21 protein-coding genes and 1 tRNA gene are annotated in these 24,619 nt (G+C 70.9%); 10 read left to right on the top strand and 12 right to left on the bottom strand.

Going from position 1 to position 24,619, the window contains the following annotated elements; translation table 11 throughout:
* Positions 1 to 107: 107 nt before the first annotated feature.
* The 6 genes from ACGFYU_RS21705 to ACGFYU_RS21680 form a co-directional block, all read right to left on the bottom strand.
* Complete coding sequence (locus tag ACGFYU_RS21705) at positions 108 to 467, bottom strand: hypothetical protein (RefSeq protein ID WP_393828930.1); 360 nt, start codon at positions 465 to 467, stop codon at positions 108 to 110.
* A gap of 316 nt (positions 468 to 783) precedes the next feature.
* Positions 784 to 1,338, bottom strand: coding sequence for a carboxymuconolactone decarboxylase family protein (locus ACGFYU_RS21700; protein WP_393828929.1), 555 nt, complete (start codon positions 1,336 to 1,338; stop codon positions 784 to 786).
* 91 nt (positions 1,339 to 1,429) lie between these two features.
* Positions 1,430 to 2,263, bottom strand: coding sequence for an S-methyl-5'-thioadenosine phosphorylase (locus ACGFYU_RS21695; RefSeq protein WP_393828928.1), 834 nt, complete (start codon positions 2,261 to 2,263; stop codon positions 1,430 to 1,432).
* Between the two features lie 75 nt (positions 2,264 to 2,338).
* On the bottom strand, positions 2,339 to 2,659 hold the full coding sequence (locus tag ACGFYU_RS21690) for an FmdB family zinc ribbon protein (RefSeq protein WP_393828927.1): 321 nt from the start codon (positions 2,657 to 2,659) through the stop codon (positions 2,339 to 2,341).
* Between the two features lie 67 nt (positions 2,660 to 2,726).
* Positions 2,727 to 4,049 carry an MFS transporter gene (locus tag ACGFYU_RS21685; RefSeq protein WP_393828926.1) on the bottom strand — a complete coding sequence of 441 codons (1,323 nt, stop codon included), beginning with the start codon at positions 4,047 to 4,049 and terminating at the stop codon, positions 2,727 to 2,729.
* Between the two features lie 440 nt (positions 4,050 to 4,489).
* The gene (locus tag ACGFYU_RS21680) at positions 4,490 to 5,980 is read right to left on the bottom strand and encodes a potassium/proton antiporter (protein ID WP_393829030.1); all 1,491 of its coding nucleotides are present in this window, start codon (positions 5,978 to 5,980) and stop codon (positions 4,490 to 4,492) included.
* A 260-nt stretch (positions 5,981 to 6,240) separates the two neighbouring features.
* Here ACGFYU_RS21680 and ACGFYU_RS21675 point away from each other — a divergent pair, with 260 nt between their 5' ends.
* Positions 6,241 to 9,078 (top strand): penicillin acylase family protein, encoded by a 2,838-nt coding sequence (locus ACGFYU_RS21675; protein ID WP_393828925.1) that lies wholly within the window; start codon positions 6,241 to 6,243, stop codon positions 9,076 to 9,078.
* Positions 9,079 to 9,091: 13 nt separating this feature from the next.
* Here the strand turns inward: ACGFYU_RS21675 and ACGFYU_RS21670 are convergent, their stop codons facing one another.
* Entirely contained in the window at positions 9,092 to 9,703 is a 612-nt protein-coding gene (locus ACGFYU_RS21670) for a 5-formyltetrahydrofolate cyclo-ligase (protein ID WP_393828924.1), read from the bottom strand.
* A gap of 95 nt (positions 9,704 to 9,798) precedes the next feature.
* On the opposite strand from ACGFYU_RS21670, the gene galU reads away from it, so the two are divergent.
* The 7 genes from galU (at position 9,799) to ACGFYU_RS21635 (ending at position 15,125) form a co-directional block, all read left to right on the top strand.
* Positions 9,799 to 10,701: a UTP--glucose-1-phosphate uridylyltransferase GalU gene (galU, locus tag ACGFYU_RS21665; protein ID WP_393828923.1), complete on the top strand. Its 903-nt coding sequence runs from the start codon at positions 9,799 to 9,801 to the stop codon at positions 10,699 to 10,701.
* Positions 10,702 to 10,705: 4 nt separating this feature from the next.
* On the top strand, positions 10,706 to 12,049 hold the full coding sequence (gene glp, locus ACGFYU_RS21660) for a gephyrin-like molybdotransferase Glp (protein WP_393828922.1): 1,344 nt from the start codon (positions 10,706 to 10,708) through the stop codon (positions 12,047 to 12,049).
* A gap of 73 nt (positions 12,050 to 12,122) precedes the next feature.
* Positions 12,123 to 12,602, top strand: a complete 480-nt coding sequence (moaC, locus tag ACGFYU_RS21655; protein WP_328926112.1) for a cyclic pyranopterin monophosphate synthase MoaC — start codon at positions 12,123 to 12,125, stop codon at positions 12,600 to 12,602.
* 83 nt (positions 12,603 to 12,685) lie between these two features.
* Positions 12,686 to 13,177, top strand: a complete 492-nt coding sequence (locus ACGFYU_RS21650; RefSeq protein ID WP_393829029.1) for a molybdenum cofactor biosynthesis protein B — start codon at positions 12,686 to 12,688, stop codon at positions 13,175 to 13,177.
* Between the two features lie 17 nt (positions 13,178 to 13,194).
* The gene (locus ACGFYU_RS21645) at positions 13,195 to 13,806 is read left to right on the top strand and encodes a GNAT family N-acetyltransferase (RefSeq protein ID WP_393828921.1); all 612 of its coding nucleotides are present in this window, start codon (positions 13,195 to 13,197) and stop codon (positions 13,804 to 13,806) included.
* Between the two features lie 156 nt (positions 13,807 to 13,962).
* The gene (locus ACGFYU_RS21640; protein WP_393828920.1) at positions 13,963 to 14,973 is read left to right on the top strand and encodes a hypothetical protein; all 1,011 of its coding nucleotides are present in this window, start codon (positions 13,963 to 13,965) and stop codon (positions 14,971 to 14,973) included.
* 78 nt (positions 14,974 to 15,051) lie between these two features.
* Positions 15,052 to 15,125, top strand: a tRNA-Ala gene (locus ACGFYU_RS21635).
* A 102-nt stretch (positions 15,126 to 15,227) separates the two neighbouring features.
* Here the strand turns inward: ACGFYU_RS21635 and ACGFYU_RS21630 are convergent.
* Positions 15,228 to 15,530, bottom strand: a complete 303-nt coding sequence (locus ACGFYU_RS21630; protein WP_393828919.1) for a putative quinol monooxygenase — start codon at positions 15,528 to 15,530, stop codon at positions 15,228 to 15,230.
* 248 nt (positions 15,531 to 15,778) lie between these two features.
* Here ACGFYU_RS21630 and ACGFYU_RS21625 point away from each other — a divergent pair, with 248 nt between their 5' ends.
* On the top strand, positions 15,779 to 19,657 hold the full coding sequence (locus ACGFYU_RS21625) for a hypothetical protein (RefSeq protein ID WP_393828918.1): 3,879 nt from the start codon (positions 15,779 to 15,781) through the stop codon (positions 19,655 to 19,657).
* A 57-nt stretch (positions 19,658 to 19,714) separates the two neighbouring features.
* Here the strand turns inward: ACGFYU_RS21625 and ACGFYU_RS21620 are convergent, their stop codons facing one another.
* The 4 genes from ACGFYU_RS21620 to ACGFYU_RS21605 form a co-directional block, all read right to left on the bottom strand.
* Entirely contained in the window at positions 19,715 to 20,701 is a 987-nt protein-coding gene (locus ACGFYU_RS21620; RefSeq protein WP_393828917.1) for an aldo/keto reductase, read from the bottom strand.
* A gap of 42 nt (positions 20,702 to 20,743) precedes the next feature.
* Positions 20,744 to 21,529 (bottom strand): thioesterase II family protein, encoded by a 786-nt coding sequence (locus tag ACGFYU_RS21615; protein WP_393828916.1) that lies wholly within the window; start codon positions 21,527 to 21,529, stop codon positions 20,744 to 20,746.
* Entirely contained in the window at positions 21,526 to 22,827 is a 1,302-nt protein-coding gene (locus ACGFYU_RS21610) for a cytochrome P450 (protein WP_393828915.1), read from the bottom strand. The genes ACGFYU_RS21615 and ACGFYU_RS21610 overlap by 4 nt, the downstream gene beginning before the upstream one ends.
* A gap of 392 nt (positions 22,828 to 23,219) precedes the next feature.
* Positions 23,220 to 23,999 (bottom strand): LuxR C-terminal-related transcriptional regulator, encoded by a 780-nt coding sequence (locus ACGFYU_RS21605; protein WP_393828914.1) that lies wholly within the window; start codon positions 23,997 to 23,999, stop codon positions 23,220 to 23,222.
* 347 nt (positions 24,000 to 24,346) lie between these two features.
* Here ACGFYU_RS21605 and ACGFYU_RS21600 point away from each other — a divergent pair, with 347 nt between their 5' ends.
* Positions 24,347 to 24,526, top strand: coding sequence for a hypothetical protein (locus tag ACGFYU_RS21600; protein ID WP_393828913.1), 180 nt, complete (start codon positions 24,347 to 24,349; stop codon positions 24,524 to 24,526).
* The last annotated feature ends 93 nt before the right edge of the window (positions 24,527 to 24,619 follow it).

Raw genomic sequence — 24,619 nt, 5'->3', positions numbered from 1 at the left:
GCATGTACTGAACACGGAGCCAACGGTTCCGAAAGCTACGGCAGTCCGGGCCCGGCGTGTCCAATCCACGCCCACCTTGAGGTGACTTGACTGTACGTGCGTGCGAATCAACACAACGTCACCGCCAGTCGGGCCGTCGTGCCCGCCCCCACAAGGGTCCGTGCCGTCTCACGGGGCACGGACAGGACCACCAGGGCCCCGCCATCGCCAACACCCGGCTCGGCAGCGGGCACTTCGGCGACCCGGGCCCCCGCGGCCACCACCTTCGGCGGCCCGGCCCGCTCGGCGGCCACCACGTCGACCCGGTCCCCGGGCCGCAACAGCCGCACCGTCGCCGCGTCCGCGATGCGCACCGGGGCCGACACCATCCGCACCACCGCGGGAGGCGGCGGTGGTTTCACATCCGGCGGCGCACCGCCCCGCGAGGCCTGCGCCTCCGGGCCGCCCACGGCCAAGGCCGCCGCCACGACGGCCAACCCGGCAGAGGCGACCCGCCGCCTGCGCCGCAGCGCCCTGCGCAGCCGGCCCCCGCCCCGCCCGACGCGCAGCGGCGGAAAGGAGGGGACGTGGCGCGCGGGGGGACACGTAGAAGAGAGCGTCGAAGACGAGGAGAGAGATGAAGGGGACGAGGACGTACGGGACATGGGGTCCACCACCAAACCGAGTGAGTCGCGATGCCCGGACCCGTCGCCCGGACACCTCTCACGATCCGGCCTCCCGCGGAATCCCGCTCCGCCCTGTGGACGACCGCCGCCCTGTGGACAACCCCGTCACCCTCAGGTGTCAGCGAGCCGGGATCTCGCAGGCCTCGGAGAAGCCCTGACTGGTCAGGCCGAAGGCGCTGTTGACGCGCGAGCGCCAGTTCTCCAGCGCGACCATCGCCGTGAGCTCGACGAACGCCTCCTCGCCGAGCCGAGCCGTCAGTTCCCGCGCGAGCTCGTCCGTGACCGTCGGCTCGGTCTCCGTCATGGCCTCGGCGTACTCCATGACCAGCAGCTCCAGCTCGGTGAACGCCTCGCGGGCCGCCCGCCACTCCGGGACCAGCCGGATCTTCTCGGCCGGCAGACCCTTCTCCACGCCCTCCCAGTAGCCGAAGTCCATGCACCACGAGCAGTTGATGCGGGCCGCGGCGGCCATCACCGCGAGGTGCTTGAGTCCGGCGTCCAGGGCCTTCCACTTCGCTGCCTGCTGTTCGAGGCGTACGTACGAGAACAGCACGCGCGAGTTGTGCCCGTAGGCCTGGCCGGGGTCGAGCACCTTGCCGTAGGTCCGGCGCGAGTACCAGGCGCCGATGCGGTTGAGGAGGGTGCGCGGCGGGGTGAGCGAGATACGCGGCATGGTGGTCATCTCCCGGTTCGGACAGTCTCGGTGGGCCTTCACCAGGGAAGACCGGACAGCCCCGCAGAATGTGACACCCCGCGCCCCGGGATTACGGCAGTTCGATGCCCAGGTCCCAGCCGTCGTGCGCGTGCGTGCACAGGCAGGCGCGGGACTCCGTCGCCGGCAGCGCCGCCACCGCGTCGAAGAGCACCTCGCGCAGCCGGTCGACGTTCTCGCCGAACACCTTCAGGACCTCCGTGTGGGACACGCCCTCGCCCGTCTCGGCGCCCGCGTCCAGGTCTGTGACCAGCGCCATCGACGTGTAGCAGAGCCCCAGCTCACGCGCGAGGACGGCCTCCGGGTGCCCCGTCATGCCGACCACCGACCAGCCCGCGGCCGCGTGCCACCGCGATTCGGCGCGCGTCGAGAACCGCGGCCCCTCGATGACGACCATGGTCCCGCCGTCCACCGGCTCCCAGTCCCGCCCCCGCGCCGCGGCCAGCGCCACGGACCGCCCCACCGGGCAGTACGGGTCCGCGAAGGTGGTGTGCACGACGTTCGGGACGGACCCGTCGGGCAGCGGCTCCCCGTCGAAGTAGGTCTGCGCCCGGGACTTCGTACGGTCGACCAGCTGGTCGGGAACGAGCAGCGTGCCCGGCCCGTACTCCGCCCGCAGCCCGCCGACCGCGCACGGGCCCAGCACCTGGCGGACGCCGACCGAGCGCAGCGCCCACAGGTTGGCCCGGTAGTTGATCTTGTGGGGCGGGACGGTGTGGCTGCGCCCGTGCCGCGGCAGGAAGGCCACCTGGCGGCCGGCCAGCTCACCCATGTACAGGGAGTCGCTCGGGGGACCGTACGGGGTCTCCACCTGGATCTCGGAGACGTCCTCCAGGAAGGAGTAGAAGCCCGAGCCGCCGATGACACCGATCTCTGCGTTCACCATGCCGCCCACCCTAACCGGGCATGCCAAAGGCCCCGCTGCCCGGTCAGGGGCGGGCGGGGCCTCGGGGAGAAGCTGTCAGGCGGCCGACGTGGAGCTGCTGCCCGCGCTCGACGACGTCGAGGAGGACGAGGCGGCGGGGGCGGCGGCGGCGGTGGACGTCGTGGACGAGGACGACGAGGTCGAGGCCGGCTTCGAGGCAGGGGTGCTGCTCGACGAGGCGCCACGGCTGTCGTTCCGGTAGAAACCGGAGCCCTTGAAGACGATGCCGACCGCGGAGAACACCTTCTTCAGGCGTCCGTCACAGCTCGGGCACACGGTCAGTGCGTCATCGGTGAACTTCTGCACGGCCTCAAGGCCCTCACCGCACTCGGTGCACTGGTACTGGTAGGTCGGCACGAATTTCCTCCTGGCACTCTGACTCAATGAGTGCTAACGACGCTCCATGGTGACGTATTCCGGCGGATCAGTCCACCGTCACCGGCACGCGGTGACCCATCCCACGCTCGTTCACCGTGTTCCGGACCACCGTGGAGACTGCCGGAGCGGACGAGTTCACGATGCGGCTCGGGGCCTTCGGCGCCAGCTTCGCGCGCAGTGCCACCAGGGTGAGCAGCGCGAGCGCGGTGGCCGCCATGGGCACCAGGAAGCCGTACGAGGACCCGTGCGCGTCCGTCAGACGGCCGGCCAGGGTCACGGCGCCGGCCTGCCCGAAGGCGACCGCTCCGGTGAGCCAGGTGAAGGCCTCGGTCCGGGACGCGGCGGGGACCAGCTGCTCGATCATGGTGTAGCCGGTGATCAGCGCCGGGGCGATGCACAGGCCGACGACCAGGCCGAGCGCGCCCAGCAGGATCGCCGAGTGCACGGCCCACAGGACCGAGGCCGCGGCGGTGAGGCCGACGTAGCCGAGGATCAGGCGGCGGCGCGGGCCGATCTTCCAGGCGACGGCGCCCATGGTGATGCCCGCGATCATGTTGCCCGCGGCGAAGACGCCGTAGAGCATGCCGTTGGCGCCGGGGTTGCCGATCTCCTCGGCGAACGCGGTCATCGAGATCTGCATGCCGCCGAAGACGGCGCCGATGCCGATGAAGGCGACGATCAGGACGCGCAGGCCCGGGAACGACAGGGCGGAGGCGTGCTTCTCGCCGTTCGCGGTACGGGCGACGGGCTTGGGCTGCGAGGAGCGCCGGGCGGCGAAGAGCAGGCCGCCGAGGACGGTCAGGGTCGCCTCGGTGACCAGGCCGGCCGCCGGGTGGATGCCGGTGCACAGCGCGGTGGCGAGCACCGGGCCGACGACGAAGGTGAACTCGTCGGTGACGGACTCGAACGCGGCGGCGGTCGGCAGCAGCGGCGAGCCTTCCAGCTTCGCGGCCCAGCGCGACCGGACCATCGGCCCGACCTGCGGTACGGACGCACCGGCCGGGACGGCCGCCACGGCGAGCGCCCAGAGCGGGGCGCCCATCAGGGCCAGCGCGATCAGCGCGCTGACCGCGGCGGCGTGGGCGATGACGACCGGGACCAGGACGGTGCTCTGGCCGCGACGGTCGGTGAGCTTGCCCATCACGGGGGCGAAGAGCGCCATGGAGACGCCGGTGACGGCGCCGACGATGCCGGCGCTGCCGTAGGAGCCCGTGACGTGCTGGACGAGCAGGAGGATGCTGATGGTCAGCATGCCGAAGGGGAGCCGGGCGGCGAAGCCCGGGAGTACGAAGCCGAGGGCGCCGGGCGTGCGCAGGAGCTGCCCGTAGCCGGGGCGGGCGGACTTGTCGGTCGTGACCGCGGATGTCACGGCCTGGCCTTTCCGCTGCCTGGTAGAGCGTCCCCGTCTGCGGGCGGTGCGTCGCTTTGTGAGCGACCGCACCCGTACATGTGGGAGCCCCGAGAGCTGTCCTCTTGCGCAGAACCGAGTGATACCTGGGCGCCCACTGCGGGAGGGTGCCACGGCCGCTTTGCGGTCGCGCCAGCTCTGCGTCAGGCAGAGTTGGTTCGATCTGGTGTGCCTTCATCATACAGGGAGGTGTGCTACGGCGCCCTGTGATTACGGTGACAAGGGATGTCTTCACCTGCGATTAACGGGAGCTTCGTATTCGCAGCCCCTCTAAATGGGGGCAAAATCGGGCACACGCTACCGAAATCGATCGAATTAGAACGCCGCTCTAACGGGTTCCGGCCATCACGTGTCCGATTTTCGACCACGCGAATCCGCTCGAATCCGTCACCTCGGGACCCTCACCTGTGCAGCCGCGTGGACCCGTTCCCGCCGGTCCCCAGCCACCCCGCCAGCTTGCCGCCCCGGGCCACCGCCCGCAGTCGCGCCTCGGCCGCGTCCCGTACCGGATCCGTGGCCACCACCAGCAGGTCGTCCCCGTGCCGCAGCACGGTCGACGGAGCCGGTACGAAGCTCTTCGCGTCCCGGACCACCAGCGTCACCGAGGCCCCCGGCGGCAGCCGCAGCTCGCCCACCTCGACGCCGTGCATGCGCGAGGCCGGCGGGATGGAGAAGGAGAGCAGGTGCCCGCGCAGCTTCTCCAGCGGCGCCGACTCGATGCCGAGGTCCGAGGCCGTCTCCTCCGAGGTCCCGAGCTTCAGCTTGCGCGCGAGCCAGGGCAGGGTCGGCCCCTGGACCAGCGTGTAGACCACGACCAGCACGAAGACGATGTTGAAGACGCGGTCGCTGCCCTCGATCCCGGACACCATCGGGATGGTCGCCAGGATGATGGGCACGGCTCCGCGCAGGCCGGCCCACGACATCAGGACCTGCTCCCGCCAGGGGATCCGGAAGGGCAGCAGGCTGACGAAGACCTCCAGCGGCCGGGCCAGCATCGTCAGGACCAGCCCGATGACCACGGCGGGCCAGAAGTCCTGGGCCAGCTCGTGCGGGGTGACCAGCAGGCCCAACAGCACGAACATGCCGATCTGGGCGATCCAGCCGAGCCCGTCGGCGAAGCCCCGGGTGGCCGGCCAGTGCGGGAGCTTCGCGTTCCCGAGCACCATCGCCGCCAGGTACACGGCGAGGAAGCCCGAGCCGTGCGCGAGCGCGCCGGCCGCGTAGGCCACCACGGCGATGGCCATCACGGCGATCGGGTAGAGGCCCGAGGCGGGCAGTGCCACGTGCCGCAGGCCGTACGCCCCCAGGAAGCCGACCGTGAGGCCGATCGCGGCGCCGATGGCCAGTTCCAGGGCGATCTTGCCGATCAGGACGTACCACTCGTCCACCGGGCCGACGGTCGCGAAGGCCACGACGAGGATGACGACGGGTGCGTCGTTGAAGCCGGACTCCGCTTCCAGCACGCCCGTGATGCGGGCGGGGAGCGGGACCTTGCGCAGGACGGAGAAGACGGCCGCGGCGTCGGTCGAGGAGACGACCGCGCCGATCAGCAGGGCCTGTCGCCATTCCAGTCCGACGAGGTAGTGCGCCCCCGCCGCCGTCACGCCCACGCTGACCGCGACGCCCGCCAGCGACAGCACGATCGCCGCCGGCAGGGCCGGCTTGATTTCTTTCCACTTGGTGCCCAGACCACCCTCGGCGAGGATCACGACGAGCGCGGCATAACCGATGACCTGCGTCAGCTCGGCGTTGTCGAATACGACGTTGCCGATGCCGTCCTGGCCTATCGCGATGCCTATGCCGAGGTAAATGAGCAGGCTGGGGAGGCCGCTGCGTGAAGAGATGCGTACCGCCGCGACGGCGACGAGCAGCACGAGCGAACAGACCAGCAGTAGCTCATTGAGCGTGTGGACGGTCAGTGGGCGGCCCTCCTCAACGCGCCTGGCGGATCGTTCCTCCCGGCGACAAGTTCGGCAAGTACTTCGTTACCTTACCTAATATTTGACGCTCTCTTTACGTGATAACCACATTGTGAAACGCCTGTTCGCCCCTGTCCTTCGGACCTCGACCCCTGGCGGATCAACGAAGGCGGTCCTGCGCCTATGGTTGCTCCCAGCACTCCCAGGACCACCCTGCCCCTCTAAGGACAGCGATGCCCGCCAACGAAACCGCTCCTCCCGCCAAGAAGAAGGGGCGACGCGCCCGTCTGATCGTGCTCGTGCTGGTCCTGGCTCTCTTCGCGGGCCTCGGCTACGGGGCGTACTGGGGCGTGGACACCGTGCGCGCCTCCTTCCCCCAGACGACCGGCTCCCTCAAGGTGCCGGGCCTCACCGGGACCGTCGACGTCAAGCGCGATGCCCACGGCATCCCCCAGCTCTACGCCGACAACGACGAGGACCTCTTCCGCGCGCAGGGCTTCGTCCACGCGCAGGACCGGTTCTGGGAAATGGACGTACGCCGCCACATGACCTCCGGGCGACTCTCGGAGATGTTCGGCGCCGGCCAGGTCGAGACCGACGCCTTCCTGCGCACCCTGGGCTGGCGCCAGGTCGCGCAGGAGGAGTTCGACAAGAAGCTCTCGGCGGAGACGAAGAAGAACCTCCAGGCCTACGCCGACGGGGTCAACGCGTACCTGAAGGGGAAGTCCGGCAAGGACCTCTCCGTCGAGCACGCCGCCCTCAAGCTCAGCGACGGCTACCAGCCCGAGCAGTGGTCGCCGGTGGACTCGGTGGCCTGGCTCAAGGCGATGGCGTGGGACCTGCGCGGGAACATGCAGGACGAGATCGACCGCGCGCTGATGTCGAGCAAGCTCACGCAGGCGCAGATCGACGAGCTCTACCCGCCGTACCCCTTCGACCGGAACAAGCCGATCGTCGAGGGCGGCAAGACCGAGGGCGGCAAGTACACGCCCCAGGGCGGCGGCTCCTCGTCCACCGGATCGGGTGGTGGCTCCGGCAGCGCCGTCGGTTCCCAGGCCTCCGCGAACACCGGCCCCGGCACTCCCACCGTCACCGGTCTCGCCGACAACGCCACCGCCCAGGGCGCGACCGTGGGCCTGCGTACCCAGCTGACCTCCCTCGCCAAGACCCTGGACGAGATCCCCGCGATCCTCGGCCCCAACGGCAGCGGCATCGGTTCGAACTCCTGGGTCGTCTCGGGCAAGTACACGACGACCGGCAAGCCGCTCCTCGCGAACGACCCGCACCTCTCCCCGCAGCTGCCCTCGGTCTGGTACCAGATGGGCCTGCACTGCCGCACCGCCTCGGCCCAGTGCCAGTACGACGTGGCCGGCTACACCTTCTCCGGCATGCCCGGCGTGGTCATCGGCCACAACACCGACATCGCCTGGGGCATGACCAACCTCGGCGCCGACGTCACCGACCTCTACCTGGAGCAGGTCAAGCCCGAGGGCTACGTCTACGACAACAAGGTCCTCCCCTTCACCATCCGTGAGGAGGAGATCAAGATCGCGGGCGCCAAGAGCAAGAAGATCACCGTCCGCACCACCAACAACGGCCCGCTGATCTCCGACCGCAGCGACGAGCTCGGCACCGTCGGCGACCGCGCCCCCGTCGCCAGCTCGGCCCCCGACCGCGGCGACGGCTACGCGGTCGCCCTGCGCTGGACCGCCCTGGACCCGGGCAAGTCCATGGACGCGGTCTTCAAGCTCGACAAGGCCAAGAACTTCGACGACTTCCGCAAGGCGGCCGCGGACTTCGAGGTCCCCTCGCAGAACCTGATCTACGCCGACAACAAGGGCCAGTACGGCAACATCGGCTACCAGGCCCCCGGCCGCATCCCGGTCCGCGGCGCCGGCGACGGCCGCATGCCCGCCCCGGGCTGGGACTCCAAGTACGCCTGGAAGGGCGGCAGGGACGGCAACGCCGGCTACATCCCGCAGAACGAGCTGCCCTGGGACCAGAACCCCTCCCGCGGCTACATCGTCACCGCCAACCAGGCCGTCGCGGAGCCCGGGACCGGCGCGGGCAAGTACCCGAACCTGCTGACCACCGACTGGGGCTACGGCGCCCGCAGCCAGCGGATCAACGACCTCATCGAGGCGAAGATCAAGGACAGCGGCAAGATCTCGACCGACGACATGCGCACCATGCAGATGGACAACAGCAGCGAGATCGCCGCACTGCTGACCCCGATGCTGGCCAAGATCCAGGTCTCGGACCCGGACGTCCGCGCCGCGCAGAAGCTCCTCGACGGCTGGAACTACACCCAGGAGCCCGACTCCGCGGCCGCCGCCTACTTCAACGCGGTCTGGCGCAACATCCTCAAGCTGGCCTTCGGCGACAAGATGCCGAAGGAGCTGCGGATCGAGGGCAGCTGCATGAACGTGCGCGGCACCGGCAACGGCCCGGCCGACGACCTGGCCGAGGTGGTCCGCGAGTGCGGCACCCGCGGCTCCGACTCGGCGCAGCCCGACGGCGGCGACCGCTGGTTCGAGGTGGTCCGCCGCCTGGTCAAGGACGAGAAGTCGCCCTGGTGGAAGTCGTCCGCCGCCCGCAACCAGCCGGAGACCACCACCCGCGACGAGCTGTTCGCGCGGGCCATGAAGGACGCCCGCTGGGAGCTGACGGCCAAGCTCGGCAAGGACCAGTCCACCTGGAGCTGGGGCCGCCTGCACCAGCTGACCCTGAAGAACCAGACGATCGGCACCGAGGGCCCCGGCTTCATGCAGTGGCTCCTGAACCGCGGCCCGTGGAACCTGGGCGGCGGCGAGGCCACCGTCAACGCGACCGGCTGGAACGCGTCCAGCGGCTACGGGGTCACCTGGGTGCCGTCGATGCGGATGGTCGTCAACCTCAACGACCTCGACAAGTCCCGCTGGATCAACCTCACCGGCGCCTCGGGTCACGCGTACAACTCCCACTACACGGACCAGACGACGATGTGGGCCAAGGGCGAGCTGCTCGACTGGCCCTTCGGCAAGGAGGCCGTGGACAAGGCCACGGTCGACACCCTGACGCTGAAGCCGTAGAGGGGCCGAAGCCTCAGAAGCGCACCACCCCGGACGGGGTGGCCACCGCCTGCACGGGGTGGTCGTGCGGCTCCTCCGGGACCCGCGCGACCACCTCGTCGTCGTAGAGGAGCACGACCAGCGCCGGATGCGTCCCGGCCCGCTCCAGCCGCTCCAGGACCCGGTCGTATGAGCCCCCGCCGCGGCCGAGCCGCATCCCGCGGGCGTCCACCGCCAGTCCCGGCAGCAGTACGGCGTCCGCCCCGGTCACCGCGTCCGGGCCGAGCGCCGGGCCGGTCGGCTCCAGCAGCCGCATCTTCCCCGGGTGCGCGGCCTCGGCGAGGCTGCCCGGGCCCTCGTACGCCGCCCAGTCGAGGTCGTTGTCGGGCAGCAGCAGGGGCAGCAGTACCCGCTTGCCGGCCGCGCGCAGGGCGTCGAGCAGGGCGCGGGTGCCGGGTTCGGTGCCGACGGAGACGTACGCCGCCACCGTCCGGGCACCGGCCAGTTCGGGCAGTTCCAACGCCGTGACGGCGAGGGCCGTGGCCGCCGTACGGGAGGCGTCGGGGGACAAGGCGCGGCGGGCGGCGAGGAGTTCCCGGCGCAGTTCGGCCTTGGCGGAGGAGGCGGGAGGCTGGTTATCGGGCACGGTAGGTGAGAATATCCTTTCGAATTGGGTACATAACTGGATCTACCTACCGGGATCTGGCCAGGCGTTCGGCGGGACCCACTATCGTTCGGGGCATGACTATGTTGCACCCCGTGATCAAGAAGGCCGTGATTCCGGCAGCGGGCCTCGGCACTCGATTCCTTCCCGCGACCAAGGCGACGCCGAAGGAAATGCTCCCGGTTGTGGACAAGCCGGCCATCCAATACGTGGTCGAGGAGGCCGTGGCGGCCGGGCTCGACGACGTGCTCATGATCACTGGGCGTAACAAGCGCCCCCTGGAGGACCACTTCGACCGGAACTACGAGCTGGAGTCGGCCCTGATCGCCAAGGGTGACGACGACCGGCTGAAGAAGGTCCAGGAATCCAGCGACCTCGCCACCATGCACTACGTCCGCCAGGGCGACCCCCGGGGCCTCGGCCACGCCGTGCTGTGCGCCGAGCCGCACGTCGGCCGCGAGTCCTTCGCCGTGCTCCTCGGCGACGACCTCATCGACCCCCGCGACCCGCTGCTGCGTCAGATGGCCGAGATCCACGCCCGCACCGGCGGCACCGTCATCGCGCTCATGGAGGTGGACCCGGCCAGCGTCCACCTCTACGGCTGCGCCGCCGTCGAGGCCACCGACGAGGACGACGTGGTCCGGATCACCGGGCTCGTCGAGAAGCCGGAGCCCGAGGACGCCCCCAGCAACTACGCGGTTATTGGACGCTACGTCCTCAACCCCGCGATCTTCGACATACTGCGGGAGACCGAGCCGGGCCGCGGTGGGGAGATCCAGCTCACCGACGCCCTGCAGAAGCTGGCCGCGGACGAGACCGTCGGCGGTCCGGTGCACGGCGTGGTCTTCCGGGGTCGCCGCTACGACACCGGGGACCGCGGCGACTACCTGCGGGCCATCGTCCGCCTCGCGTGCGAGCGCGAGGACCTGGGCCCGGAGTTCCGCACCTGGCTTCACCGTTACGTCACGGAGGAGATGTAGGACCTTGACCAGTTCCGCACCGCAGGACACCGGCCCCACCCGTCTGTGGTCGGTGGACGAGCACCTCGCGGACGTCCTCGCCACCGTCCGGCCGCTGGAGCCCATCGAGCTCCAGCTGCCGGACGCCCAGGGCTGTGTCCTGGTCGAGGACGTCACCGTGCCCGTCGCCCTCCCGCCCTTCGACAACAGCTCGATGGACGGCTACGCCGTCCGCACGGCCGACGTCCAGGGCGCGAGCGAGGAGTTCCCCGCGGTGCTGACGGTCATCGGGGACGTCGCGGCGGGCAGCGGTGAGCTGCCCACCGTCGGCCCCGGCCAGGCCGCCCGCATCATGACCGGCGCCCCGCTGCCGCCCGGCGCCGAAGCCGTCGTCCCGGTCGAGTGGACCGACGGCGGTACGGGCGGAGGCGCGGCCTCCGGTATGACCCCGGCCAGCGCCGCCCCCGAGGGCGCGGCCGGCGAGGTGCGCGTGCACCGGGCCGCCGAGGCGCGGGCGCACGTCCGCGCGCGCGGCAGCGACGTACAGGCCGGCGACCTGGCCCTGGCGGCCGGTACGGTCCTGGGCCCGCCGCAGATCGCCCTGCTGGCCGCCATCGGGCGCGGCACCGTCCGGGTGCGGCCGCGGCCGCGCGTGGTCGTCCTGTCCACCGGCAGCGAGCTGGTCCAGCCGGGCGAGGCGCTGACCGCCGGGACGATCTACGACTCCAACAGCTTCGCGCTGGCCGCGGCCGCGCGGGACGCCGGGGCCATCGCCTACCGGGTCGGGGCCGTCGCGGACGACGCCGACACCCTGCGCGCCACCATCGAGGACCAGCTGATCCGGGCCGACCTGCTGGTCACCACGGGCGGGGTCAGCGTCGGCGCGTACGACGTGGTCAAGGAGGCGCTGACGTCCGTGGCCGGCGGCGACGACGACGTCGAGGGCGGCGGCGGGATCGACTTCCGCAAGCTCGCCATGCAGCCCGGCAAGCCGCAGGGCTTCGGCACGATCGGCCCGGACCACACCCCGCTGCTGGCCCTGCCCGGCAACCCGGTGTCCTCGTACGTCTCCTTCGAGCTGTTCGTGCGCCCCGCGATCCGCGCCCTCATGGGCCTGCCGGAGTCCGAGGTGGGCCGGCCGACCGTGCGGGCGGTGCTGAAGGCGGACAAGGCGCTGGGCTCCCCGGCCGGCCGCCGCCAGTTCCTGCGCGGGAAGTACGACGCCGCGACCGGCACGGTCAGCCCGGTCGGCGGATCGGGCTCCCACCTGATCGCCGCACTGGCGCACGCCGACTCGCTGATGGTCGTACCGGAGGACGTCACCTCGGTGGAGCCCGGGACCGAGCTGGAAGTGGTCCTGCTCGGCTGAGACCCGGCCGGTGCGGGTAGCGTGTGTCGCACCACACAGGCCCCGCGCGGGCCCAGAGCGGAGCGGCACAGCAATGAGTACCCAGAGCAGGCTGACGCACATCGACGAGGCCGGCGCGGCCCGGATGGTCGACGTCTCCGAGAAGGACGTCACCACCCGCACGGCGCGGGCCAGCGGGCGGGTCCTCGTCTCCCCCCGGGTGATCGAGCTGCTGCGCGGCGAGGGTGTCCCCAAGGGCGACGCCCTCGCCACCGCGCGGATCGCCGGGATCATGGGCGCGAAGAAGACCCCCGACCTGATCCCGCTGTGCCACCCGCTGGCCGTCTCCGGCGTCAAGGTGGACCTGTCGGTCGCCGACGACGCCGTGGAGATCCTCGCCACCGTGAAGACGACCGACCGTACGGGCGTCGAGATGGAGGCGCTGACCGCCGTCGCGGTCGCCGGGCTCACCGTGATCGACATGGTCAAGGCCGTCGACAAGGGCGCGGTCATCACGGACGTGCGGGTGGAGGAGAAGACCGGCGGCAAGTCCGGCGACTGGACACGCTCGTGACGCCCCCGCGCGGCGGCGAGGTCCACAGCCACTCGCATCCGGCCGCCGGGTCCGCCCCGGCGCCCGCCGCCACGGGCAGGGCCCTGGTCGTCACCGCATCGAACCGGGCCTCGCAGGGCGTGTACGCCGACAAGGGCGGCCCGCTGCTGGCCGAGGCGCTGGAGAAGCTCGGCTTCACGGTGGACGGCCCGCGGGTCGTCCCGGACGGCGATCCCGTCGAGCAGGCGCTGCGCGAGGGCGTGGCCGCCGCGTACGACGTCATCCTGACCACCGGCGGCACCGGCATCTCGCCGACCGACCGGACCCCGGACGCCACCGCGAAGGTGCTGGACTACGAGATCCCGGGCATCCCGCAGGCCATCCGTGCCGAGGGCCTGACGAAGGTGCCGACCGCGGCGCTGTCCCGGGGTCTGGCGGGCGTGGCCGGGCGCACCCTGATCGTCAACCTGCCGGGGTCCACGGGAGGGGTGCGCGACGGCCTCGCCGTCCTGAACCGCCTCCTGCCGCACGCCGTGGACCAGATGCGGGGCGGCGACCACCCCAGACCGGCGGAAGCATCCGGGAGCGAGAGCTGAACAGCCCCTCCTGGCCGGTGGTCCTGACGGACGGCGATGTCACGCTCCGGCCGATAAAGCTGCGGGACCAGAAGGCCTGGCGCGAGGTCAACCGGCGCAACCGCGAATGGCTCCGGCCGTGGGAGGCGACGATTCCGCCGCCCGCGCCGTGGGGGCCGGTGATCCACCGGCCGACGTACCGCCAGATGGTGCGCCATCTGCGGGCGGAGGCGAACGCGGGGCGGATGCTGCCCTTCGTCATCGAGTACCAGGGCAGGCTGGTGGGCCAGCTGACGGTCGCCGGGATCACCTGGGGCTCGATGTGCGCGGGCCACATCGGCTACTGGGTGGACCGGGACGTGGCGGGCCGCGGCGTGATGCCGACGGCGGTCGCGCTCGCGGTGGACCACTGCTTCGGGAAGGTCGGGCTGCACCGGATCGAGGTGTGCATCCGCCCGGAGAACGGGCCGAGCCGGCGGGTCGTGGAGAAGCTGGGCCTGCGCGAGGAGGGGCTGCGGCCGCGCTATCTCCACATCGACGGGGCCTGGCGCGACCACCTCGTGTACGCGGTCACGGTGGAGGAGGTGCCGGAGGGGCTGCTGCGGCGCTGGCACCGGGCGCGCCACTCGCAATCGCACCCCAATCAATAAACCGAATATTCGTTCGAATTACGATGCCCGGGCAACCGATTCGTCCATAACCTGATCCGAAGAATCACAAAAAAAGTCCGTGATATCAGCGAGATCGCGCGACACACCGGCCCAATTGGCCGATCCCCTCGCCCGCGCCCCTCTACGGTGTGAGGTGTGAGCAGCAGCGGCCTCATCTACGCAGTCATTGTCGGGGCCTGGGCCGCCTACTTGGTGCCCATGTGGCTCCGGAGGCAGGACGAGCTGAACGAAGCCCGTCCGACGGAACGCTTCTCCACTGCCATTCGGCTGCTTTCCGGCCGGGCGGGAATGGAGCGCCGTTATGCCAAGGGGCTTCGTGAGCGCGGTGGTCAAGAGGCGGAGCCCCAGCCCCACGCGGACCCGGACGCCGCGACGGAAACGGTCAATTCCGTGGACGCCGACGCCCGGGCCGTTGTCGTGCCCCCGACCAGGGCGGAGCACAGATCGGTCGCGGCCGAACGGGTCCGGCGGGAGCAGCGCCTCCAGGTGCTCGCGCGCCGCCGGCGCACCACCGCACTGCTCTTCCTGCTCTTCACCCTGGGCTCGGTCGTCGCCGCCGTCGGCGGCTTGGGCTACCTCTGGGCCCCCGCCGTGCCCGCCCTCCTCCTCAGCACGTACATCGTGCACCTGCGGGTCCAGGAGCGGCGCCGCTACGAGTTCACGATGGACCGGCGGCGCGCCGAGGCCGCCGCGCGGCAGCTGCGGGAGAACCGGCCGCGCCGCCGCGAGTCCGAGGCCGCCGCGGGCACCGAACCGGACCCCGCGCCACCGGTCTCCCCGCAGGAGGCCGGCCGGCGCGCGCTCGTGGAACAGACCGACCACGCCGAGTGGGTGGACCAGCAGCGCGAGCGCGACCGCGGCCCGGCCCGCGGTGACAGCTGGGAGCCGGTCCCGGTCCCGCTGCCGACGTACGTGACGGCCCCGGTCGCCCCGCGCGCCACCGGCCCGGCGGCCCCGGACGCCTGGAGCGCGACCCGCTCCAGCACGGCCGAGCCCACGGAACCGCGCCTGCGAGCCCAGCCGGCACCCCCCAAGCCGGACCCGAAGACCCCGAGCACCCCGCGCCCGCGCGGCCGCGACCGGGGCCGCACGCCGCTCTTCGACCAGTACGAAAGCGACGACCGCCCGCGCGCCGCGAACGAGTGATCGGTGACCTGCGCGGACGCTCCGGGATACCCGTTTTGGAGCACCCGCGCGGGGATGCTAATGTTTCACACGTCGCAAGGGCCTGTGGCGCAGTCTGGTAGCGCACCTCGTTCGCATCGAGGGGGTCTGGGGTTCAAATCCCCACAGGTCCACAAACGACAGTTCGCGGGTTGCTCCCGAGAACGTCATGAGATCCCGTCCGGTCGAAAGACCGGGCGGGATCTCGGCGTTTCCGGTCCCCCGCCCGGGACTTGTCAGGCCAGTGGGGTGGGGGCGAGTTCGATGACCTCCGCGGGGCCCGCTCGAAACGCCTTGCAGGCGGCGTCGGACTCGATCATGTGCGGGGTGACGTCGTGCGCGGCGAGCGCCTCCCGCGAGGACCAGCGCTCGATGAGGACGAACCGGTCGGGGTCGCCGGTCACCTGGTGGAGGTCGTACTGCAGACAGCCCTCTTCGGCCCGGACGACCGGTGCGAGGCGCTCGTAGGCCTCGACTTGCTCCCGGCCGCGGCCCGGAAGGGTGGTGATCAGGATGACGAGTTGTATGGCGTGTGACATGCGGCGAAGCCTAGGGAGCCAAGCCCGGTGGCCGGAAACTTTTTTTGCCAGGTGGGGCCGATGATGCGGTGGTTAAACTCCGCCTGCTCGCAACTCCCGTGATCGTCATGGGGGTCGGGCCTGCTCGAACTGGGGGGTTCATGAGCTTGCTACCCATCGGCGGAAGAGTGCGGAGGAAACGGGGGAGGAGCGGGGGAGTCGTCGCCTCGGGTGCCCTGTTGATCGGCGTGTTGGCCTCGTTCGTAGGCGTGGCCGATACCGCCCTCGCCGTGGAGACGCGGCCCGACGTGACCGCTTCGCCGCAGCCGCCGGCCGAAGTGGCCGGGCCGAAGGCCGCGCCCAAGGCGGATCCGAAGGCCGAACACGACGCCGCAGTGCGCGCACTTCAGCAGAGTGACCTGGCAGAGGTCTGCCCGGCAGCCCTCGCGCCGCACACGACCGTCAACTGCACGGTCGAGCCGAACACGTCCGTCACCTTCTCGCTCACGCTGCCGCAGCAGAAGGATGTGGTCCAGCTCCAGACCGTCGCGACTCAGGGCTCCCTCGGGCCCAAACTGGTCGCACCCGACGGCACTCCGGTGACCTGCGAGAACATCCTCGGTCCTGGCAACGCGAGCGGAGTGCTCCGCTGCCCGACCAGCCAGGCGGGGACGTATGCGCTGGAGCTGCGGAACAACAGCTCCATGCAGAACGGCATCGCGGTGGCGTACGTACCGCTGCTCTCCTCCACCGGCTGCAAGGCGGTGGGGGCGGCCGACCGCAGGCTCGGTGCGCCGACCGTGTTCCACGGCTCGCTGCCGCTGGGCTCGGCAGGTGACTGCTACACACTGGACCTGGCCGCGAACGACGTGCTGCGCGCCCGTGCCTCCAGCTACCGCGTCATCCGGTCCGTCTACGACGCCACGGGTAAGGAGATCTGCAGCTCGCAGAGCCACGGAAGCGACGATCTGGACTGCAAGCTCACCGGAGCCGCACCGTTCCGGATGACCGTGGTGGCCGGCCACGGCGCGGCCGAGGCCTATGACCTGACCCTGGCGCGGCTGTCCACACCGGAGGGCTGCGCGATCGTGGAGCCACAGACGTTCGGGACCTCCCCGGACCTGAGCGCCACGGCGCGTTGCCGCACCTTGCGGGTGCCGCAGGCAGGCGGGTACGCCTTCGCACCGGTCTCGACCGGCAGCACTCCCCACGGTGGGCTGTACACGGCCGACGGCAGCGAGCTGGTGACCGGCGGCTGCGCGCAGGGTGCCTGCGACCTCGCCAAGGGCGACTACACCTGGGTGGTCAAGGCGGACAGCACCGATGCCGGTGCCTTCGGCATGGCCTTCTACGCGGCCAAGGAGACCCGGGGCTGCACGGCGACCCACGACAACGGCCTGGTGGCCGGACCGGCCACGGGCACCTTCGGCGGGCCCGGGCAGCGGCTCTGCCTGACCCTGCCCACCGCGTCGGGGCAGGGCGTCTACCTGCTCAACAGGCCGCCCGCCGAGGGCACCAGCGCCGCTGTGACGGTCTATGACGCCGCGGGCGCCCAGCAGTGCCAGGAAGACGGCTACTCGTACTACGTCTGCAAGCTGACCGGCACGGCCCCGTTCCGGGCGGTCCTCAGCGGCACGCCGTCCCAGGCCTTCCGGCTGGTGATCCACCGGACCGGCGAGACCGCGGGCTGCGCCGCCTGGCCGCAGACCGGGTTCGACGGCTCATGGGGCGCGGAGGCCCCGGTGGGCGGGGAGGTGCGGCAGTACTGCCTGGGCCTGCCGGCCGACAAGCACTCCACCGCGGAGATGATCGATTACACCAACCTCCAGAACAGGGTCAACGGTTCCGTCCAGCTGCTCGATCCCACGGGTACCACGGCGTGCTCGACGTCCCCGAGCTCGACGACCACCTGCCAGCTCACCGCCGGTGTTCCGTACACCGCCATGGTGGTCTTCACGGGCTGGGGAACCGACACCTACAAGCTGGTCCGCCGTGACATCTCGTCGACCGCGAAGTGCGCGGCTCCGGCCTCGACTTCGGTCGGAGGCCAGTCGATCGGGTTCGACCTGACGTCGGCCCTGGACGCCCGGTGCGTCCGCGTCACCGCCGCCGCCACCGACAAGCTCTGGCTGAGCTCGCGGACGCTGGTGGAACCGCGCAACGGGCCTTCCACGATGCTGAAGGCCGTCGACGCGAACGGCAAGTTCGTCTGCCAGCAGTGGGGCGTTTCCTGCCAAGTCACCGGGTCGACCTCGTACGTCGTGATCGTGCTGGCCTCCGGTTACAAGGACAAGCCGATCCACACCGACGTGGACACCTGGAAGGTCGCCACGGCGGCTGGCTGGGCTCCCGAATGCACGGCGAACAAGATCTCGGTCGACGGGTTCCCCGTACGGAGCGGCGTGCTCAGCGAGTCGTCGACGGCCTACTGCGCCGTCGTCGACGTGAAGCCGAATCAGGCCTTCAACGTCATCGGCACCACCAGCGTCACCACCTATCCCCAGACGCCCAGCGTGAAGCTGCTGAGCAGCACCAAGTGGGAGAGCAACTACCTCGGCTTCCAGTGCGGCGGCAATTACGGCGTCTTCGGCTTCCGGTGCCTGACCGACAGCTACTCCGAGCCCGGCCAGGCCGTCCTCCTGCTGAGTGCTGCCACGGCGGCCACGCCCGTCGAGTACAGCATCCAGGGCGTGTGCGACAGCGGCTGCACCCGCCCGCCGAACCAGCTGCCGACCGGGATCAGCCCGGCGACCGGTGCCGCCGGGACGCAGACCCACGCGGTCATCCGCGGTACCGGGCTCACCCTGGGCACCAGGGTGAAGCTGGCGCGCAGCGGCAGCGACCAGCAGCCGTTCATGCAGCCGCTGTCCGTAAGCCCCGACGGGACGTCGCTCGACGTCCTGGTCGACACGAACGGCCTGGAGCCGGGCGCGTACGACGTGGTGCTCGACGGCATCGGGTACGAGAGCGGCGTGCCCTCTCCGGGCTATCTGCCCAAGGCGTACACGGTGACGGCGGCGGCCTCCGCGACGAAGAGCCGGTTCGTACCGATCACGCCGTCGCGGTTCCTGGACACACGTGACGGTGTCGGGGCGAAGAAGGAGCGGGTCGGCCCGGGCGGCGTGGTCACGCTTCAGGTCGCGGGGGTGAAGGGCGTCCCGGCGACGGGGGTGACCGCGGTGGTGATGAACGTGACCGCCGTGAATCCGACGACGGCCGGGCACGTCACGGTCTACCCCAACGGCCAGCCCGTGCCGGGGGTGTCGAACCTGAACTTCGCGGCCGGGCAGATCGTGCCGAACCTGGTGACGGTGCCGGTGGTGAACGGGAAGGTGGACCTGCGCAACAACGCGGGTTCGGTGGACCTGATCGCCGATGTGACCGGGTACTTCACCGACAAGGCCGGTGTCGGTTCCGCGCTGACGCCGATCACGCCCTCCCGGTTCCTGGACACCCGTGACGGGACCGGTGCCCAGCAGCAGCGGGTCGGTCCTGGTGGCGTCGTGACGCTTCAGGTCGCGGGGGTGAAGGGGATTCCGGCGACGGGGGTGACCGCGGTGGTGATGAACGTGACCGCCGTGTATCCGACGGAGGCCGGGCACGTGACCGTCTATCCCAACGGACAGGCGGCGCCTGGTGTGTCGAACCTGAACTTCGCGGCCGGGCAGATCGTGCCGAACCTGGTGACGGTGCCGGTGGTGAACGGGAAGGTGGACCTGCGCAACAACGCGGGTTCGGTGGACCTGATCGCCGATGTGACCGGCTACTACTCGGCCACCGGATCGACGTTCTCCGCAGGCCCTCCGGTGCGGCTGCTCGACACCCGTGATGCCGTCGGCGCCCGCGGCGGGGCCGTCGGTTCCGGCGGACTGGTCAGCGTGAAGGTGGCCGGGGTCGAAGGGGTGCCGGCGAACGGTGTGACCGCCGTGGTGCTGAACGTCACGGTCACCGCGCCGACTCAGCCCAGCCACCTCATCGTGCACCCGCACGGGGTCGAGCGTCCGAACGTCTCGAACCTCAACTTCACAGCCGGACAGACCGTCTCCAACCTGGTGGTGGTCCCGGTCGTGGACGGTCGGGTGACCCTCTACAACCACTGGGGTGACGCCCAGGTGATCGCCGACCTGAACGGCTACTTCACCAGCTGACGGAAGCGATGAAGACCCCGCACGGGCCGCCGCCCGGGCGGGGTCTTTGCGTTTGGGTCAGTGCACCGAGTCGAGCTTCGTGCGCTGTTCCGGGGTCAGATCGAGGGCGACCGCGCCGAGGCTTTCCTCCAGCTGGGCCACCGAGGAGGCGCCGACCAGGGGGAGGACCGGGATGTCGCCGCCCATCAGCCAGGACAGGACCACCTGGTTGACGGTGGCGCCGGTCTCGGCGGCGACCTCGCGGACCGCCTTCAGGCGGGGCTCGGTGCCCGCGTGCTCGAAGCCCGGGCCGAGCGGCTTGTCGTCGCGGACGTAGGCGCCGGAGATCAGGGGGGAGTAGGAGACCTGGGTGAGCTCCGGGTTGTTCCGGAGGTAGCTCAGCAGGTCGCCGCTGACCAGGCCCTGGTTGCCGTCGGGGGAGCGGAGGCTGGGGATGTCGGTGCGCTGGCGGAGGTAGCTGTGGTGGTGCTGGAGCACCTCGTAGCCCGGTACGCCGGCCGCGGCGGCCAGGGTGCGGGCCCGCTCCACGCGCCACGCCCAGTGGTTGCTGGCGCCCAGGAGGCCGGCCGTGCCGTTCGCGACGACCTCGGCGAAGCCCTGGACCGTCTCCTCCAGCGGGGTGTGCTCGTCCATGATGTGCGCGTAGAGGAGGTGGATGCGCTCGATGCCGAGGCGCTCGCGGCTGCGCTCCGCGGACTCGCGGATGACCTTGGCGGAGAGGCCCTCCACGTCGAGGCTGAAGCCGCTGGTGGGCTGGTTGGGGCGGGCGCCGAGCTTGGTGGCGACGGTGATCTCGTCGCCGATGCCGCGGCTGCGCAGCCAGCGGCCGACGAGCTCCTCGCTCTCGCCGCCCTGGGTGCCGTTGACCCAGAACGCGTAGTTGTTGGAGGTGTCGATGAAGTTGCCGCCCGCCTCCACGAAGCGGTCGAGGATGGCGTACGAGGTGGCCTCGTCGACGGTGGTGCCGAAGGTCATCGTGCCGAGGCTCAGCACGCTCACCTCGCGGCGCGTTTCGGGGGCGGTGCCGATGACGCGGTATTTCACTGTGGTGCCTTTCCGTTGAGGGGTGAGGGGTGAGGGGCCGGGTCAGGTGTGGGTGGGGTGGGGGAGGTCCTGCTGGAGTTCCGCCACCACGGCGTCCAGGTGGGGTACCAGGTAGAAGTGGCCGCCCGCGAACGAGCGCAGCCGGAAGGGGCCCGTGGTGTGGTTCTGCCAGGCCTGGGCCTGGGGGGTGTCCACACGGGGGTCGATGTCGCCGATCAGGGCTGTGATCGGGCAGGCGAGGGGGTCGGCGCCGGTGAAGCGGTAGGTTTCCGTGGCCACGTAGTCGCTGCGTACGGCGGGCAGGATCGCGGCCAGCAGCTCCGGGTGGTCGAGCATCCGGGTGTCGGTGCCGCCCAGCAGCTTCATGTCGGCGATGAGCGTCTCGTCGTCGGCGAGGTGCACGGAACCGGGCGCGGGCACCGAGGGGGCGCGGCGGCCGGAGACGGCGAGGGCCGCGGGCGGGTGGCCCGCGTCGCGCAGCCGGCAGGCCACCTCGAAGGCGAGCGAGGACCCCATGCTGTGCCCGAAGACCGTGAACGGGCGGTCGAGGAAGTTCCCTTGGAGGAGTTCGGCCGTGATCAGGTCGGCCAGCTCGTGCAGGGACTCGACGCACGGTTCGCCGAAGCGCTCTTGGCGGCCGGGGTATTGGACCACCAGGACCTCGGCGTCCGAAGCGAGGGCGGCCGAGAAGGGGAAGAAGTACGAGGCGTTGCCGCCGGCGTGCGGGAAGACGAGGACGCGCGGGGCGTCGGGCGGGGCGGTGTGGAAGCGGCGCAGCCACGGGGTGCCGGTGGGCGCCACCGCGCTCGCCTGGTTCGCGCGGCTCATCCGGCCCGCCGGACACGCCCGTTGCCGCCGCGCGCGGGGCGGGCGGTGATCGGGATGTGCTTGTAGCCGGAGACGAAGTTGGAGCGCAGGCGCTCGGGGCGGCCGGCCGGCCGGAATTCCTCGAAGCGGGTGAACAGCTCGTGGAAGAGGGTCTTCAGGCTGACGCGGGCGACGCTGTGCCCGATGCAGTAGTGCGGGCCGATGCCGAAGGCCAGGTGCTTGTTGGGCTTGCGGCGGATGTCGAACTCGGAGCCGCGCGCGAAGACGCGGTCGTCGCGGTTGGCGGAGCCCAGCCAGACGACGACCGCGTCGCCCGCCTTGATCAGCGTGTTGCGGATCTCGATGTCGCGGGTGGCGTAGCGCAGGAAGTGGTTGACGGGGGAGGCCCAGCGCAGGGCCTCCTCCAGGCCGGTGGCGTCGAGCTCGGGGTGGGCGGCCCAGTCCTGGAGCACGCCGCTGTCGATGAACTCGGCCATGACGAAGTTGGGCGCGTGCGGGGTGGTGACGTTCGCGCCGAGCAGGAGGCTGTAGCAGTTCGCGACGATCTCGTCGGCCGCCATGTGGCGGCCCTCGAACTCGGTGGAGATCAGCACGCTCAGGAGGTCGTCGCCGAGGTTGCCCCGGCGGAAGCGGACCAGGTCCTGGAAGTAGGCGAACAGCTCGCGGTGGGCGTTCTCCAGGGTGGCCTCGCGGCCGCCAGGGTCCTGGTACTCGGGGTCGTCGGCGGCGATGCACACGGTGGTGAGCCGGTTGAGCCAGGCCCAGTCCGCGGTGGGCAGCCCCATCATGGTGCCGGTGACGGACATCGGCATCGCCAGCATGGCCTGGGCGAAGTCGAAGGTGCCGCCGTCGCCGAGCGGTTCGATGAGCGGGACGACGAGGTCGCGGATCATCTCGCGCTGCTGGTCGACCGATTTGATGGCCAGGGCCTTCTTCAGGCGGCCCTGCATGGCGGTGTGGCGGGGCGGGTCGGTGGCCGCGAGCTGCTTGCCGCTGGCGGGGTCGTCCAGTCCCAGCAGGTCGAGCATGGTGCCGCGCTCGGAGGTGAAGGTGGCGGTGTCGCGCAGGACCTGGTCGGAGTCGTCGAAGCGGACGACGTTCCAGAACCAGCGGTCGTCGTCGACGTGGTGGCGGGTGAGGGTGTCCAGGGCCCGCATGCGGCGCCAGACGGGGTGCGGGTCGCCGTCGCTGTAGAGGCCGGGGTCGACGAGGTCGAGGGTGGCGGTGTCGCCGGTGGCGGCCGCGTGCATGGGGCAGCCGGGAGGGGGTGTGGCGGACTGTATGGCGTGGACGGTCAAGGCCCGTCTTCCTTTCGCCGGGGTGGGCGTGGGAGCGGCGCCGGGTCCGTGGCCCATGGCCTCCGGCCCGGGGTACGGGGCGGGGGCGCGGTGAGGCGTACGGAGTGACGGGACCCGTGGGCATCCGGTGATACGTACGTCCCGGAGCGGGGGCCATCGCGGCGCTTGACGGGGAACCAGCCGGTCTGCGCGGGCGGGGCGGTGCCGTGCGGGGGCCTGGGGAGGCCGGGCACGGGGGGTGTTGCCCGCTCAACGTACATGACGGCTGGGGGAAGGAGAAGCGGCGTTCGTCACAGGCGGGTTGCCGGGTCGGGTGCCGGCGCTCCGCCCCGGGCCCCGCGCCTCAAGCGCCGGTCGGGCTGGAGGTGCCGGGCGGGGCTGGATGGGCGGGCTTATTCCCGGCCGTCCTCCAGGAAGTCGCTCTTTGCGATGAGGTAGGCCAGTTGGGCGCGGCTGCGGCTGCCGAAGAGTTCGGCGGCCCAGCGCATGTGGTTGGCGACGCTGCGGGTGCTCATGCCCAGGCGGGAGGCGATGGCCTCGTCGGTGTAGCCGTTGACCATGTGGCGGAGGATCGCGCGGCGGATGTCGTCGGTGAGCAAGGGCGGTAGGCGGCTGCTGGGGAAGTTGCGCAGGGGGGAGGCGCGCTGCCAGGCGTGGTCGAAGATGCCGACGAGGTAGCGGACCACGCCGGGGTGCTCGATGACCAGGGCGATCTCGCTCCGCACCGAGCTGGGGTCGGGGACGAAGGCGATCTTGCGGTCGCAGACGATCAGCCGGTCGAAGACCTCGTCCAGGGTGCGGACCTCGCCGCCCGCCTGGGAGATCTGCTCCACGTACGCCAGCGTGGGCTGGTGCGAGCGGATGGTGTGCTGGTAAATGGTGCGCTGGCGGATGCCGCGGCCCAGTGCGGTGAGATCGCTCGCCAGGGCCTTGTCGAGGAGTTCCTGCGGGCGGCCGCCGCCGGGCTGGGCCGTCAGCAGCTCCTCCTGGCAGGCGTGGACGGCCGCGGAGAGCGTCGCGCTGATGGCGCCGGCGCCCTGGACCACCCGGATCAGGTGAGAGTTGCCTTGACCGTAGCTGTCCAAATAGATCTCCTGGGCGCGGGAGATCGACGTGCGGACGGCGGCCAGTGCGTTCTTCTTCTCCTCGATGTCCTGTTCCAGTCGGTCCATACGGGCTCCGGCGGCCAGTCGGGGCGGTATGGGCGCGAGGGTTCCGTTCGGCAGGAGCTGGACAAGGCCCAGGTCAAGCAGGCATTGGGGACATTCGCCGGACGTGGCTCGGCCCTGCAGGGAGTCCGAGTAGTACTGAAGCCCGTCTGCGCAGATCTCAACCTTGCGATCTTCTGCGTTTATGTCCGTTCCCGTGCACATATCTCCACCCTGCTGGTTTTCGCATTGCACGATCATCCTGCCTGATTTTCGCCACCTGGCGCGTTCGGCCACGCATGATTTCGGCGGGGAACCACGACAGGTCTATACCTCGCCAGATCGAACGATTCAGGAAGCAAGGTACGAAAATGATCAAGAAGTCGAAGTCTCTCGGTCTCGCCCTCGGTGCGCTCGCCCTGGCCGCCGTCGCCGCCGCCGGTGTGGCCACCGCCACCGCCCCCGCCCAGACGGTCACCGTGGCGGAGGACTCCCAGTGGGGCGCCCCCACCCCGCGGACCACCGTGGCGGACGACTCCCAGTGGGGCTGATCCCCCTCTCGCACAGCACCCCTGACCGCCAGGGGTGTCCGGCACGCACCGGCCGGCCGACCCCCGCCTGAGGGGCCGCCGATCCGCGGGGCG

It is taken from the genome of Streptomyces sp. NPDC048337, assembly GCF_043201175.1.
GTDB lineage: Bacteria > Actinomycetota > Actinomycetes > Streptomycetales > Streptomycetaceae > Streptomyces.
This window is presented reverse-complemented; position numbering and strand designations above follow the sequence as displayed.

Coding starts and splice junctions, on each gene's coding strand:
- ACGFYU_RS21700 (WP_393828929.1), bottom strand. CDS start 1,338: ATGCCGCGTATCTCGCTCACCCCGCCGCGCACCCTCCTCAACCGCATC.
- ACGFYU_RS21675 (WP_393828925.1), top strand. CDS start 6,241: ATGCCCGCCAACGAAACCGCTCCTCCCGCCAAGAAGAAGGGGCGACGC.
- ACGFYU_RS21615 (WP_393828916.1), bottom strand. CDS start 21,529: ATGAGCCGCGCGAACCAGGCGAGCGCGGTGGCGCCCACCGGCACCCCG.
- galU (WP_393828923.1), top strand. CDS start 9,799: ATGACTATGTTGCACCCCGTGATCAAGAAGGCCGTGATTCCGGCAGCG.
- moaC (WP_328926112.1), top strand. CDS start 12,123: ATGAGTACCCAGAGCAGGCTGACGCACATCGACGAGGCCGGCGCGGCC.
- ACGFYU_RS21600 (WP_393828913.1), top strand. CDS start 24,347: ATGATCAAGAAGTCGAAGTCTCTCGGTCTCGCCCTCGGTGCGCTCGCC.
- ACGFYU_RS21695 (WP_393828928.1), bottom strand. CDS start 2,263: ATGGTGAACGCAGAGATCGGTGTCATCGGCGGCTCGGGCTTCTACTCC.
- ACGFYU_RS21605 (WP_393828914.1), bottom strand. CDS start 23,999: ATGGACCGACTGGAACAGGACATCGAGGAGAAGAAGAACGCACTGGCC.
- ACGFYU_RS21630 (WP_393828919.1), bottom strand. CDS start 15,530: ATGTCACACGCCATACAACTCGTCATCCTGATCACCACCCTTCCGGGC.